12 protein-coding genes are annotated in these 14,454 nt (G+C 59.9%); 6 read left to right on the top strand and 6 right to left on the bottom strand.

The window, feature by feature from the left end; translation table 11 throughout:
• The first annotated feature begins 3 nt into the window (after positions 1-3).
• Positions 4-285, top strand: a complete 282-nt coding sequence (locus AC4CWH_RS04075; protein WP_491320500.1) for a type II toxin-antitoxin system RelE/ParE family toxin — start codon at positions 4-6, stop codon at positions 283-285.
• Positions 286-315: 30 nt separating this feature from the next.
• Entirely contained in the window at positions 316-612 is a 297-nt protein-coding gene (locus AC4CWH_RS04070) for a HigA family addiction module antitoxin (protein ID WP_491284356.1), read from the top strand.
• Positions 613-705: 93 nt separating this feature from the next.
• Here AC4CWH_RS04070 and metH read toward each other — a convergent pair whose 3' ends face one another.
• Positions 706-4,479, bottom strand: a complete 3,774-nt coding sequence (gene metH, locus AC4CWH_RS04065; RefSeq protein WP_491320499.1) for a methionine synthase — start codon at positions 4,477-4,479, stop codon at positions 706-708.
• Between the two features lie 269 nt (positions 4,480-4,748).
• On the opposite strand from metH, the gene AC4CWH_RS04060 reads away from it, so the two are divergent.
• Positions 4,749-5,996 (top strand): AGE family epimerase/isomerase, encoded by a 1,248-nt coding sequence (locus tag AC4CWH_RS04060; protein ID WP_491320498.1) that lies wholly within the window; start codon positions 4,749-4,751, stop codon positions 5,994-5,996.
• A gap of 57 nt (positions 5,997-6,053) precedes the next feature.
• Here the strand turns inward: AC4CWH_RS04060 and AC4CWH_RS04055 are convergent, their stop codons facing one another.
• From AC4CWH_RS04055 to AC4CWH_RS04045, 3 genes are all read right to left on the bottom strand, one after another.
• Entirely contained in the window at positions 6,054-6,617 is a 564-nt protein-coding gene (locus AC4CWH_RS04055) for a GNAT family N-acetyltransferase (RefSeq protein WP_491320497.1), read from the bottom strand.
• A 68-nt stretch (positions 6,618-6,685) separates the two neighbouring features.
• A complete protein-coding gene (locus AC4CWH_RS04050) occupies positions 6,686-9,586 on the bottom strand; it encodes a hybrid sensor histidine kinase/response regulator (protein WP_491320496.1) in 2,901 nt (966 codons plus the stop codon).
• Positions 9,587-9,727: 141 nt separating this feature from the next.
• The gene (locus tag AC4CWH_RS04045; protein ID WP_491320495.1) at positions 9,728-9,940 is read right to left on the bottom strand and encodes a hypothetical protein; all 213 of its coding nucleotides are present in this window, start codon (positions 9,938-9,940) and stop codon (positions 9,728-9,730) included.
• Positions 9,941-10,368: 428 nt separating this feature from the next.
• On the opposite strand from AC4CWH_RS04045, the gene AC4CWH_RS04040 reads away from it, so the two are divergent.
• A complete protein-coding gene (locus AC4CWH_RS04040) occupies positions 10,369-10,605 on the top strand; it encodes a hypothetical protein (protein WP_491320494.1) in 237 nt (78 codons plus the stop codon).
• A 43-nt stretch (positions 10,606-10,648) separates the two neighbouring features.
• On the opposite strand, the gene AC4CWH_RS04035 is transcribed toward AC4CWH_RS04040, so the two are convergent.
• Positions 10,649-11,419 (bottom strand): polysaccharide deacetylase family protein, encoded by a 771-nt coding sequence (locus AC4CWH_RS04035; protein WP_491320493.1) that lies wholly within the window; start codon positions 11,417-11,419, stop codon positions 10,649-10,651.
• Positions 11,420-11,691: 272 nt separating this feature from the next.
• Between AC4CWH_RS04035 and AC4CWH_RS04030 the strand changes: the two genes are divergently transcribed.
• Together AC4CWH_RS04030 and AC4CWH_RS04025 are read left to right on the top strand one after the other, a co-directional pair.
• Positions 11,692-11,988, top strand: a complete 297-nt coding sequence (locus AC4CWH_RS04030; protein WP_491320492.1) for a hypothetical protein — start codon at positions 11,692-11,694, stop codon at positions 11,986-11,988.
• Between the two features lie 121 nt (positions 11,989-12,109).
• Positions 12,110-12,310, top strand: coding sequence for a hypothetical protein (locus AC4CWH_RS04025; protein ID WP_491284348.1), 201 nt, complete (start codon positions 12,110-12,112; stop codon positions 12,308-12,310).
• A 130-nt stretch (positions 12,311-12,440) separates the two neighbouring features.
• On the opposite strand, the gene AC4CWH_RS04020 is transcribed toward AC4CWH_RS04025, so the two are convergent.
• Positions 12,441-14,210 (bottom strand): methyl-accepting chemotaxis protein, encoded by a 1,770-nt coding sequence (locus tag AC4CWH_RS04020; RefSeq protein ID WP_491320491.1) that lies wholly within the window; start codon positions 14,208-14,210, stop codon positions 12,441-12,443.
• Positions 14,211-14,454 lie beyond the last annotated feature (244 nt).

Genomic DNA, 14,454 nt, shown 5'->3' with positions numbered 1-14,454 from the left:
AGCGTGATCCGTTCCTTTCGCGATACCCGAACTGAAAGCGTCGCGGCAGGGCGGGCGCCAAAGGGTTTTCCGTCAGATATCGTGAAGGCTGCGATCCGAAAGCTGACAATGATCAATGCTGCCACAGTCCTGGACGATCTGCGGTCTCCTCCCGGCAACCGTCTGGAAGCGTTGAGAGGCGATAGAGCCGGTCGATACTCGATCCGGATCAACGATCAATGGCGTATCTGTTTTATCTGGAAAGATGGCGGTGCAGATGAGGTTGAGATTGTCGACTATCACTGAGCAAGGCAGCGTTGGAAGGAGGCTTGAGCCATGACGGATATCTTGCCGCCGGTTCATCCGGGCGAAATCCTGCTTGAAGACTATCTTCTGCCACTCGATATGAGCGCTGGCGCGCTGGCAAAGAAGCTCGGCGTGCCCCGCACCCGGATCGAGCGCATCGTCAAGGAAACGGCGCCGGTCACGACGGATACGGCGCTTCGACTGGCAAAGTTCTTCGGCACGTCGCCGGAATTCTGGACGAACCTGCAGGCCAGCTACGATCTCAAGATCGAGGCCGCTCATCTGCGCGAGGAACTCGAGCGGATCGAGCGTTACAAGGCTGCCTGAAGACGCTGCTGGCCTAACGGTTTTTTCCAGAACCCTCCTTCCCCGGACCGGGGAAGGCAACACTGTCCAACGGTTGGCGCCAAGCTGCCCTGCTCACGCCGCCGCATCCTCCTCAACCTCTGCCGATTGCGGCACGTAATTGAGCACCGGCCCCAACCAGCGTTCGATCTCTGCCACCGCCATGCCCTTGCGGCGGGAATAGTCTTCCACCTGATCGCGCTCGACCTTGGCGACGCCGAAATAATAGCTGTCGGGGTGGCCGATATAGAGGCCGGAGACGGAGGAGCCGGGCCACATGGCATAGCTTTCTGTCAAGACCACGCCGGTCGTGTCTTCTGCCTTCAGGAGATCAAACAGCGTACGCTTTTCCGTGTGGTCGGGCTGGGCTGGATAACCGGGTGCCGGGCGGATGCCGGCATAGGTTTCCGAGATCATGTCCTCAGGCGAAAGCGTTTCACCGGCGGCATATCCCCAGTACTCGCGGCGCACCTGTTCATGCATGCGCTCGGCAAAGGCTTCGGCAAAACGGTCGGCCAGCGCCTTGACGAGGATGGAAGAATAGTCGTCGTTTGCACGTTCGAACCGTTCGGCAATCGCCACTTCCTCGATGCCGGCCGTCACCACGAAACCGCCGACATAATCGGCCTTGCCGCTGTCAACAGGTGCGACAAAATCGGAAAGCGCCACGTTCGGCCGCCCGTCACGCTTGGAAAGCTGCTGACGCAGGGTGAAGAAGGTTGCCAGCTCCTCTTTCCGGCTCTCGTCGGTGAACAGGCGGATATCGTCGCCCACCGCATTGGCCGGCCAGAAGCCGATGACGGCCCGAGGGCGGAACCACTTTTCCTCGACGATCTTTTTCAGCATCGCTTGCGCATCGCTAAACAGCTGGCGCGCGGCTTCCCCCTGTTTCTCGTCCTGGAGAATGGCGGGATAACGGCCCTTCAGCTCCCAGGTCTGGAAGAAGGGTGTCCAGTCGATATAGGGAACGAGGTCTTCCAGCGAATAGTCCTCGAAAACCTTGGTGCCGAGGAAGGAGGGCGCCTTCGGCTCAAAGGCTGCCCAATCCACCTTCTGCGCATTGGCGCGGGCACGCGCGATCGGCAGGCGGATCTTGTCGGCTTCCGAACGGGCATGAGCGGCCGCGACCTTGGCATATTCGGCGCGGATGTTTTCCACGTAGTCGGTGCGGCCGCCTTCGGCGAGAAGGTTCGACACGACACCGACAGCGCGGCTGGCATCGGTCACGTAAATCGCCTGACCGGCATTGTATTTCGGATGGATTTTCACGGCCGTATGGACGCGGCTGGTGGTGGCGCCACCGATCAACAGCGGAATGTCAAAACCCTGCCGCTCCATTTCGGAGGCCACATGCACCATTTCATCGAGCGACGGCGTAATGAGGCCGGAGAGCCCGATGACATCGACCTTTTCCGCAATCGCCGTCTCGAGGATCTTTGTGGCGGGCACCATGACGCCGAGGTCGATGATCTCGTAATTGTTGCAGGCGAGCACGACGCCGACAATGTTCTTGCCGATATCGTGGACGTCGCCCTTCACGGTCGCCATCAGCACCTTGCCGGCGGATTTGCGCTGTTCGCCGCCGTTCAGGCGCTTTTCCTCTTCCATGTAGGGCAAAAGCACAGCCACGGCCTGCTTCATCACGCGGGCGGATTTTACCACCTGCGGCAGGAACATTTTTCCCGATCCGAAGAGATCGCCGACAACATTCATGCCGGCCATCAACGGTCCCTCGATGACATGCAGCGGGCGGTCCGCCTCAAGACGGGCCTCTTCAGTATCGGCATCGATATAGTCGGTGATGCCGTTGACCAGCGCATGTTCGAGGCGCTTGGCGACAGGCCATTCGCGCCAGGAAAGATCCTGCACCCGGGCCTCCTTGCCGGCAGCCCCGCGATAACGTTCGGCAACCGTCAGCAGCCGCTCCGTGCCATCAGGCCGGCGGTTCAGCACCACGTCTTCGCAGGCCTCTCGCAGCTCTGCATCAATGTTTTCGTAGATCGCCAGCTGGCCAGCGTTGACGATGCCCATGTCCATACCGGCCTGGATGCAGTGATAGAGGAACACCGCATGCATGGCCTCGCGCACCGGCTCATTGCCGCGGAACGAGAAGGAGAGGTTCGACACGCCGCCGGATATGTGAACGAGCGGCATTTCCTTGCGGATCGTGCGCGTCGCCTCGATGAAATCGACGCCGTAATTGTTGTGTTCCTCGATGCCGGTCGCGACCGCAAAGATGTTCGGATCGAAGATGATGTCTTCGGGCGGAAAGCCCGCCTCTTCGGTCAGGATCTTGTAGGCGCGGCGGCAGATTTCCACCTTGCGGTCATAGGTATCGGCCTGCCCCTGCTCGTCAAACGCCATCACCACGACGGCAGCGCCATAACGGCGGATCAGCTGGCCCTGGCGGACAAAGTTTTCCTCGCCTTCCTTCAGCGAGATGGAATTGACCACCGACTTGCCCTGCACGCATTTAAGGCCGGCCTCGATGATCTCGAACTTGGATGAGTCGATCATCACGGGCACGCGGGCGATATCGGGTTCTGCGGCAATGAGGTTCAAGAACTCCACCATCGCGCGGCCGGAATCGATCAGGCCTTCGTCCATGTTGATGTCGATGATCTGCGCGCCGTTTTCCACCTGGTCGCGGGCAACAGCGAGTGCGGCGGTATAATCGGCCGCCGTGATGAGCTTGCGGAATTTGGCCGAGCCGGTGACATTGGTGCGCTCGCCGACGTTGACGAAGGGAATGTCCTTGGTGAGCGTGAACGGCTCAAGCCCCGACAGCGACATGAAGGAGCGGCGCTCCGGCACCTTGCGCGGCTCAAACGACGAAACAGCTTCGGCAATCGCCTCGATATGCTCGGGCGTCGAGCCGCAGCAACCGCCGATGACGTTGATCAGGCCCTCGCGGGCAAATTCCTTGACCTGACGGGCCATGTCATCCGGTGACTGGTCGTACTGGCCGAATTCGTTGGGCAGGCCGGCATTCGGATAGGCGCAGACAAACGTATCGGCAATAGCCGAGACTTCCTGCAGATGCGGCAGCATGGCATCGGCGCCGAGCGCGCAGTTGAAGCCGATGGTGAAGGGCTTTGCGTGGCTCACCGAATTCCAGAAGGCGGTCGGCGTCTGGCCAGACAGCGTGCGGCCGGAGAGGTCGGTAATCGTGCCCGAGATCATCACCGGCAGGCGGATGCCCTTTTCCTTAAAACGCTCCTCGCAGGCAAAGATCGCCGCCTTGGCGTTCAGCGTATCGAAAATCGTCTCGATCAGGATAAGGTCGGCGCCACCATCGATCAGTCCGTCGATCTGCTCGGCATAAGCAAGGCGCAGGTCATCGAAGGACACGGCGCGGTAACCGGGATTGTTGACGTCAGGCGAGATGGAGGCGGTGCGGTTGGTCGGGCCGATGGCGCCGGCGACGAAACGGCGCTTGCCATCCTCGCGCATGGCCCGCTCGATGGCACGGCGCACCACCTGCGCCCCTTCCTTGTTGAGGTCGTAGACGGCGCCTTCCATCTGATAATCCGCCTGCGCAATGCGGGTGGACGAGAAGGTGTTGGTCTCGATGATATCGGCACCGGCCTTGGCATAACGGTAATGGATATCCTCGATGGCCTGCGGCTGGGTGAGGATCAGGAGGTCGTTATTGCCCTGCTGGTGGCAGGCGCAGCCGAGAAAGCGATCGCCGCGAAAATGGTCCTCGTCAAAACCCAGCCCCTGGATCTGCGTGCCCATGGCGCCGTCGAGAATGAGAATGCGTTCGCGCGCGGCCTTGGCCAGCGCTTCGAAAATGTCCCCGCCGTTGCGTTGCGCACCTTCGGCACCGAAGAGATGTTCGAACATGGGCGCTTTCCTCCAGCCTGAATTTTATCGTTCCGTTTAATCACATAAAGATATCTTTATGTCAATGTGGAGCAAGAAGAACACGATAGACCGTTGTCTTCTTCAAAAGAGCGGAACTGGCGGCCGAAACAGCCGGTCAATCCCAATGGCGTCGACACCGAATCCGGCCAAGCCTTCATCGTTTCATCATGACAGACGAGCGGGCGGACGGTATAGAAAATTCCGGTTCCATCCCGTCCAGTTTCACACGTCGTCGTTTCGGAGTCCTTATGATCGCAGCCGGAAAACTGAGCCCCCATTGGGCAGATCGCCCCTATCACCGTCACTGGCTGCTGGCCGAGGCGGAAGGCCTGATGGATTTTTTCCAAGCCCGGGCCATCAATCCGAAGGGCGGCTTTTATGACCTCGACCGGGCGGGAGTACCGCTTACAACCGATAATCCCGCCCGTGGCATTCATGCCAGCGCGCGCATGGTGCATTGTTTTGCCATTGCCGATCTCCTCGGCCGGCCCGGTGCTGCCGACGTGGTCGATCACGGCATGCGCTACCTCTGGGAAAAACACCGCGACGTAAAGAACGGTGGTTATTTCTGGCAGGCGGACGACCATGGTGCGGCCGATGCCTCCAAACAGGGGTATGGCCACGCCTTCGTGCTGCTCGCCGCCTCCTCCGCCAAGGTCATCGGTCATCCGCTCGCCGACCGGATGCTGGCCGATATCACCGAGGTGATCGAGACGAAATTCTGGGAAGAGCGCCATGGCGCGATCGCGGAAGAGTTTTCGGAAGACTGGCAGCCGGTTGCCGGTTATCGCGGCCAGAACTCCAACATGCACCTCACCGAAAGCCTGATGGCCGCCTTCGAGGCAACCGGTGAAAGCCATTTCCTGAAAAAAGCCGAGCGGATCGCAGACCTGCTGATCAACCGGCGTGCCCGCGAGGAAGGGTTTCGCGTCGCCGAACACTTTTCCGAGGAATGGGTGGTCGACCGCAGCTATTACCATCCAAACGAGATGTTCCGCCCGGCCGGCACCACGCCCGGCCACTGGCTGGAATGGGCCCGCCTCCTCCTCCAGCTTTATACGCTCGGCGGCAAGGCGCATGCCTGGATGCCGGAAGCGGCAACCGCGCTGTTCGAACGTTCAATGACGCTCGGCTGGGACGCGGACAAAGGCGGCTTCTTCTACACGCTCGACTGGCAGGATGTGCCGGAAAAGAAGAGCAAGCTGTGGTGGCCGATGTGCGAGGCAGCCGGTGCCGCCCACTTCCTCAACGCCCATGTCGGTGGCAGCTTCCACGAAGACAGCTACCGCCGCATCTGGTCTGTCATCGAGAAGAGTTTCATCGACCGCGATCACGGCGGCTGGTTTGAGGAACTGACGGAAGATCTCGTGCCCGCCAACACGCTGTTTCCCGGCAAGGGCGATATCTACCACGCCTTCCAGGCCTGCCTGATCCCGCTCTTTCCAGCGGACGGCAGCCTGACCAAGGTGATCCAGGAAAACGGCGCGAAGCTCTGACGACAATAGGGCCATCGGTTTTAAGACCGGTGGCTCTATCTCCCCTCAGCCACTCCCTTATTCAGCAGCATCGTGCATCTTGCGATGCAGCAGCCAGGCGTTTTTGGCGAGGCGAAAACAGAAGGCTGCGGCAGGCACGCCGGAGAGGTTCAACACCGTCTCATACATGTTTTCCGCACCAAGTTTGGCGACCGCTTTCTGAGACCGGATATTGGTCGGCGCGATGTGGAACCAGACCTCGTCATAATGCTCGAATGCATGGTCGAGCATCAGCCGCTTCAGCTCGAAATTCGTGCGGCCACCCCAATAGTCATGGTTGATGAAAGTATAGCCAATCGACAGGCTGTCCTCCCGGTCCGGGGCCGGATAATAACGCGAGCAGCCGATGATGACATTTTTTGCCCGGTCGATCACGGCAACGGTGCTGCCGCTTTCCAGCAACAGCCCGAAATAGGGCTCAAACTTTTCACGCGTGTAACGGTCGCTGGCGGGATGGCCGGCCCAGACGGCGGGGTGTCCGGCCGCAGCAAACAGGCCGTCCCAGTCCTCGACTGTCAGCGGCCGTATGGCAATCGTCTTGCCATCTAGGGTCGGTTGCGGATCAAAACCCTGCCTGAACATCGATGGATCTGCCTTTCGGGATCAAAAAAGAACCTCCCGCCAAAGGGCTGGCGAGAGGTGCGTTTGGTTCAGCGGCGGATTTCGCCCACGAGATCGCGAATGCGCTTGGCCAGTTGGTCGTAATCATAAGGCTTGGTGATCAGGCTTGCTTTGTGCAGGCCTTCCGAGCCCGGCACATGCATGTCGCCGGTCGCAAAGATCACCGGCAGCGTCGGATGTGTTTCGCGCATGCGGTGAAGCAGGTCGAGACCGTTCATGTCAGGCAGGTGAACGTCGGTGACGAGAATATCGATGGCAGCGCCATCGACGGCATCCAGCGCTTCCTTGGCATTGCCGGCCTCCACCACCGTCATGCCGAAATCCTGCAGGTAATCGGCGGTGGAAATGCGGATCAGCGCCTCGTCCTCGCACAGGAGAACGCGAATGGAGGGCGGCGGGCCGCCTGTTTCACCGGTGCCGGTCGTCGTTGCCGTTTCCATCTGCGGCGCTCGCTCCTTTGCCTTGTCGAGCAGCATGCGGATCTTTCGCGCCAGCGTTTCACGCGCATAGGGCTTGCTCAGAAGATTGACGCCCGGATCCAGCCGGCCGCCATGGACGATGGAGTTTTCCGTATAACCCGAGGTGAACAGCACCTCGATATCGGGGCGCCGCTCCTTGGCCTTGCGCGCCAACTCGCTGCTTTTCAAGCGCCCGGGCATCACCACGTCGGTAAACAAGAGGTCGATCGATACGCCGCTTTCGATGATGGCAAGACCGCTATCGGCATCGCGGGCCTTCAGAACCTTGTAGCCAAGCTCGGAGAGGAGGCTGACGGTGATATCGCGCACCGCCTCGTCATCCTCCACGACGAGAATGGTTTCGCTGCCGCCGGCAACGCTGCCGCCGACTTCTTCCGTCAGGATATCCTCGGCTTCCATGGAGCGCGGCAGATAGATGCGCACCGTCGTGCCGCTGCCAAGCTCGCTGTAGATATTGATATGGCCGCCGGACTGTTTGACGAACCCATAGACCATGGAAAGACCAAGCCCGGTGCCCTTCCCTTCCGGCTTGGTGGTGAAAAAGGGATCAAACGCCCGGGCCAGAACCTCTGCCGGCATGCCCGAGCCGGTATCGCTGACGGCGAGCATGACATATTGCCCCGCCACCACGTCGAAGGCGTTTTGGGCATAATGGTCATCGAGATAGGCATTGCCCAGCTCGATGGTGAGGCGGCCGCGCCCGTCCATGGCGTCGCGCGCATTGATGGCAAGATTGAGCAGCGCATTCTCGACGTTGGACGGATCGACCTGCGTATTCCACAACCCACCGCCGACAATCGTGTCGATCTCGATGGCCTCGCCAAGGCTGCGGCGGATGAGATGGTCCATTTCCCGCACCAGCCGGCCGAGATTGACGACCTTCGGCGCCAGCGGCTGGCGCCTGCCGAAAGAGAGCAGCTGCGAGGCAAGCCGCGCCCCGCGCGACGCGCCCGACAACGCGCTGCCGAGGCGCCGCTCGGCTGCCTCGTTGCCGGTGATATCCTTGGCCAGAAGCTGGAGATTGCCGGTGATGACCTGCAGGAGATTGTTGAAGTCATGCGCGATGCCGCCGGCCAGATTGCCGATGGCTTCCATCTTCTGGCTCTGGCGCAGCACTTCCTGGGTCTTCACAAGTTCGGCCGTGCGCTCTTCCACCCGGCCTTCCAGCGTGGTGGCGAGGTCTTCCAACCGGCTGACGGTTTTTTTCTGCTCCTCGATATCGGTATTGGTGCCGACCCAGCGCACGATGTCGCCACCCGCGTTGCGGATGGGGACAGCACGGCTGATGAACCAGCGGAAACCATCATCCTTGCAGAGCAGCCGCATCTCCGCGTTGAAATCGGCACCGGAGCCGATCACCGCCATCCAGGCTTTGCGGATCGGATCAATATCGTCAGGGTGGAGGCATTCCCTCATCTGGGGCAGCCCGTCCTCACCCTCGCATTTGGCAAGATACCGGCGCATGGCAAGGTTGGCCCATTCCAGTTCGCCGCCGGCAGTGGCCGTCCAGACATGGTTCGGCAGCGATTGCGCCAGCGTGCGAAAACGGTCTTCGCTTTCCTGCGCCGCATCCTGCGCCCGCTTCAGCTGCGTGACATCATGGCCCTGCACGAAAATGCCGGTGACGGTTCCCTCTGCATCTCTGAGAGGCTGGTAGATGAAATCGAGAAACAGTTCTTCCGTCCCGTGGCCGGCGCGGTGAAGGCTGAGGCGCGCGCCGTGGGCGCTATAGGCCTCGCCGCTGCCATACACCTGATCGAGAAGCTCGTAGAACCCCTGGCCTTCGATGTCCGGAAGTGCCTCCCTGACCGGCCGACCGATGAGATTGCCGCGCCCGACCAGTGTCTGGTAGGAGGCGTTGGCGATCTGAAACACATGGTCCGGCCCACGCAGCACCGCCATGAAACCCGGCGCCTGCTCAAACAGTCCGCGCAGATATTCACGCTCCTGCCCCAGCGCCAGGTTTTCGCCCTGTACCGCATCGGCGCGGCGCATCACGTCGGTCTCGGTGCGCCAATCCGACGGCGCCGACACAGACTGGCGCAGGCGATGCAATTCGCTCACATCCACCGTATGCTGCAGGATCAGCCGTACATTGCCGGCTTCGCCGAGGATCGGCGTATGGGTGGCGCTCCAGAAGCGCTCCTCCATCGTGCCGTCGAGGTTGGCAATCGGATAAGGGATCAGCGGCAGGTGATCCACCTGCCCTGTCGCCAGCACCTTGTCAAAAGACTGGCGCAACATGCGACCACTGTTCGATTGCGGATCGCTGGGAAACACATCGAACATCTTGCGCCCGAGAAGCGCCTCGCGCGTTTTCATCGTCGTCGCAAGATAGGCATCGTTCATGCCCACCATGACGAGGTCAGGATCGAGGATCACATACGGATTTGGAGACAGATTAAATAAGTGATCGAGATCGGACGCAGAAAGCCCAGTCCGTCGAAACATGCCATTTCCCCACGCCGCACCAATTGATCGGCGAAGATATAGGACATTGAGTGTGCAAGACAATGATGCACAATCATCTTTCGGCGCATCATTGGCAGCCAAAAGAAACAGTTTTAGCGGGCCTTGCCCTCAACGTCTCGATCAGTGAAAGACGGGCGCCTGGTCTGCAGCAAGGCGATGCGCCGCCATCAGATCCTGCGTATAGGACGCACGCATCCGCAAGGACACGTCTTCCGACTGATCCTTGCAAAAACGGGCGGGGAAAAGGCCATCGGCAAACGTGCCCGTCGCTTCACCCGTCGCCTCACCGGCATTGCCGGGTCTGCGATGACCATCAAAAAACCTGAACATCATCCTTCGCCCTCCTCAACAGCCTCACAACGCCAACGGCGCTTCCACGTTCCATGATGAATGCGATATATTAAAAATGCGCGATGCAAGCTGCGGCAAGGATGGAGTGGGCTCGGCAACAACCGCAACTTGTCCACAGGTCGCGGAGCTGGCTGAACGAGGTGCCGGAACAAACCGGGACAAATGGAAAACGATTTTGTTCCTCTTCAACGCTTGTCCACAGGTTATCCACAGATCGCACAAGGAAGGTGAAAGCGGCAAAGCCCGCCGCGGCAACGGTTGCACACGCGATCAGCAGGGACCTGTGCAAAGCGTCCTCTGGTTTTGCACAGCGTTTTCGACAGGCTCATAAAATCTCTGCCGGACATGCCGGTGATATTCTTTTGTCGCAATCTATCGGCAGGGTATCTCCACAACGAGGAGGACGACCGATGGAAACAGATCTGACGATCAGCGAGGTGGCCGCTGACCCACTGATTGCGATGATGATCGAGGCGGACGGCGTGTCGATCGAAGAGCTGAAGGTGCTGCTGCATACGACGGCGAAAATCGAAGTGGAGCGCCTGCGTTTGCGCCTGCACGAGAGGCAGGCCGCCGACTTCTACGAGCGCCTTGATGAGAAAGCGCGGACAGAGGAAACCTCGCCGCAACGCGAGACCTACGCCTGAGGCCGAACACGTCCGTTTTCACGAGGGGAACCGTCAGTCCATCCTAGTGTGTCAGGGTTTCATCCGGCAGGCCCACCACATCCGAGAGCCGAACCAGCGTGACGCCCCGGCGCTTCAGGGCAAGTATACCGCGCGCCACCCCCTCACCCGCCGCATGGGTCGGCTGGTTGATGTGCGCCAGCACCACATCGCCGTCGCGTGCGGTGGAAATCCGTTTTTCGGCCAAGGCCGCACCCAGCAATGATCCCCCATCACCGTTCACCGAATAACCGGCAATACGAAACCCCATCGTATGGATGAGATCCATCGCCGAGGCATCGTATTTGGCCGTCGATCCACGAAACCAGTGTGGCGCTGCTAACCCCGCCGCCTGCATGGCGCTGGCACCACCGGCCACTTCCTGTTCGACCGCCTGTGGTGAGCCGGCAGTCGCAATGCCATAGATCGACATCGGCACATCGACCGCCGGCACATGGTTTTCGCCGTGGTTCTCCAGTTCGAACTGCTCCGGATGCGCACGCAGGATAGCCACCGTCTGCGGATTGTGGCGCAGCCAGCGCGCCGTGACGAAAATCGTTGCCGGTATCTTTTCGGAAACCAGAACCGACAGGATCCGCTGGTCGGCCTCGCCCATGCAGGCATCGAACGTCAGTGCCACGCGTATTTTGCCCTTTTCATCCGATCCGGGCAGGCGAAGCGCCGGCTCAAGGAGTTTTGGCGCATGCGGTGCAGGCGAAGGCTCCAGCGCAACGGCCGGAGCAGCGGCAAGGCCCGAGAGGAGAAGAAGGGAAACGGAGAGAAACAGACGCAGCATGTGATGGGCACCAATGATCTGGCGCTGCCATAACTCAGCCTGTCTCGAAAGACCAGCGCCCAACCATCACCCTGAATGTACCAAATTGGCACACATACGAAAGACAGTTGGGCAAGCGGTGGTGGTCCCCGCCAAGCAGGCGTGCTCTGCACTGGATTGCCCTTCCGTGACGTGTCAGACGGCAGGCAATACAGTCGCTGCCAGCGAGTTACGGAAGTGACGCATGATGTGCCGAAGGGGCGTGCCGAGGCAGACCATCGGACGCAAACGGGATGATCAGGCAGGATGCCAGGAGGCGCCGTGTTATCGCCGGAGGAACGGCAGATGTCGCGGTAAATCGTCCATTCCGCACCGCACCAACCGGCCAAAAACTCGGCAGGCAAGAGGCGCTGGACATCCGGTCAGGCTGTTGCAACGTCACCAAAGCGGTGCTCGGGCAACGAAAACCCTACAATCTCGAATTGAGAGGCCAAAAAAATAAGCTTGAAAAAAGCGAATGCTACGCTATTTCCCAGCCCCAGCCTGACCGAATGGCCAAGCCGGCACTTTTCTTTTTAAGAGAGAACTGACACACTATCCCCATTGATTTTGGACGGGGACCCAATCATGCGAACAGAAACAGAATTTCTTTGCGCTTCAGCAAGCGCACTTTCAACTTCCGCATTGCTGACATCGCTGATCAGCAGTCTCGTGCAGAAGAACATCCTGTCGCACGACGACGAAAAGGCAATCTACCTTAACGCCATGGACACGCTCGACGAGAACGCCGGCGATGATCCGCAGGGGATTTTTGAACTGGCCCGCGACCTGATCGAAGATCAGATCCCTGTCGGCAACCCACCCCCCTCGGGCGAACCTGTCACCCTGACGCTGGTCAGCGCTAAAGGCTGAGACGCCGTTTGGTGTGTCAGCTTGTGACATGATCCGAAACGTTATGCAAGAGGCTCGCGGTTTTTCCACCGCGAGCCGTTTCATTTCTGGACTGCCTTATATGCGCGGGATCAGACTGCAGGAACTGCGGTCAGAACTCCGACCATTCTTCCTTTTTCAGGGCGTTGGAGCCACTGACCTGCGGGGCGCGATAGCGTTGGCGTTCAGCCGAGGCAACCGGCCTTGACCCCGCCTTTGGCGCAGCACGATCTACTGCGCGTCCACCAAGCACGAAGCGGGCAAGAAGGTCACGCAGCGCCGCCGTCTCATGGGCGAGCGCCCCGCTCGATGCGTTGGATTCCTCCACCATCGCCGCGTTCTGCTGCGTCATCTGGTCCATCTGGTTGATGGCCGAGTTCACCTCCGCAAGCGCAACCGACTGCTCCTTGGCGGCGTTGGCAATGGCTTCGATGCGTTCATTGACGGCGGCGATATTGCCTTCGATGGCCTTCAGCGCCTCACCGGTTTCGCTGACGAGGCGCACGCCGCTTTCCACCTCGTTGGAGGAGTTCTGGATCAGCCCCTTGATCTCCTTGGCAGCGGCCGCCGAGCGCTGGGCCAGTTCGCGCACTTCCTGGGCAACGACGGCAAAACCCTTGCCGGCTTCACCGGCACGCGCGGCTTCCACGCCGGCATTCAGCGCCAGAAGGTTGGTCTGGAAGGCGATCTCGTCGATCACCCCGATAATGTTGGAAATCTGTGCGGATGAACTTTCGATGCGCGCCATGGCGCTCACCGCATCCGCAACCACACGGGCCGACTTGACGGCACCGCTATTGGCTGTGGCCGCGGCCGCCATCGCCTCGTCCGCCCGCTGCGAGGAATGGGTGACATTGGTGGTGATTTCATCAAGCGCTGCAGCCGTCTCCTCAAGCGAGGCCGCCTGCTGTTCCGTGCGCTTGGAGAGGTCCTGAGCACTGCGGCTGATTTCCATCGTGCCGGTATCGATCTCCTGCGTCGATTGCGACACCGCCAGAAGCGTGGTGCTCAACTGGCTGAGAGCATCGTTGAAATTGTGGCGCAGGGCTTCGAAGTCGGGCGCGAAAGGCCGTTCGATCTGACAGGTCAGGTCACCGGTCGCAAGCTTCGTCAAGCCATTGCCGATCATGGTGACAGCGTTGATGCGCTCCGTCACGTCCGTTGCAAACTTGACGACCTTGGAGACCTTGCCATTGACGTCCCTGATCGGATTATAGGAGGCGTTGATGACCACCACCTTGCCGCCCTTGCCGATGCGGGTAAATTCCTGAACCTGGAACATGCCGGCATTCAGGTCTTCCCAGAATTTCGTGTAAGCCGGGCTTGCCGCGTAATCCTGAGCAACGAACAGGCTATGATGGCGCCCCTGCACTTCCTCCATGCGATAGCCGAGAATAGTGAGGAAGTTCTCGTTGGCGCTGACAACGTGCCCCTGCGGGGTGAACTCGATGATGCCCTGCACTCGGCTGATGGCATCCATCTGGTTCTGGTAGTCGAGATTGAGCAGCCGTGCCTTTGCATCGAACCACTCGACGGCGAAGCCAACAACACGGGCGCCTTCCTTGAGCGGTGTCACGGTGAGATCGAAGGCGCGCTGGCCAATCCAGATGGTCGCCTTGTGGACCGTCTGCAGGCGCGCCAGCATATCGCGCTGGTGGCGCGGGTTCTTGTGGAAGACATCGATATTACTGCCGACAAGGGTGCTGACGCTGAATGCCGGCAGTTCCTTCTTGAGGTCGCTTTCCGCTTCCTTGAGGAGACCCCGCACCGCCTCGTTCATGTAGCGGATGTTCAACTGTGCATCTGCAATCATGATATTGGCGGAGACGCCATCGAGCGCCTTCAATTTGGCCCGCCCGCTTCTGCCCATTAAATCCAGCATCCCGTTCCCCATTTGATGCACCAACGGAACCTGCAGGACCAGCCGTCGATGATAGCGATGTCGCCTCGAAAGAAGTCGCTTCATTCGATTGCTTCAAGGGAGTTTCCATTTCCGGATTAAAGTAGAATTTAATAAAGACACCCCGGAAATAACGATTGATTTCTTGTAGATCCCTTTATTGGCACCATCGGCATCATCATCTCAGAGATACCGTCGATGGCCGACATTTTTCCCGCCCCCAATC

The sequence above is a fragment of the Neorhizobium sp. PAMB6716 genome (assembly GCF_058242805.1).
Note: the sequence above shows the minus strand (reverse complement) of the source record. Positions and strands in the feature narration are given on the sequence as shown.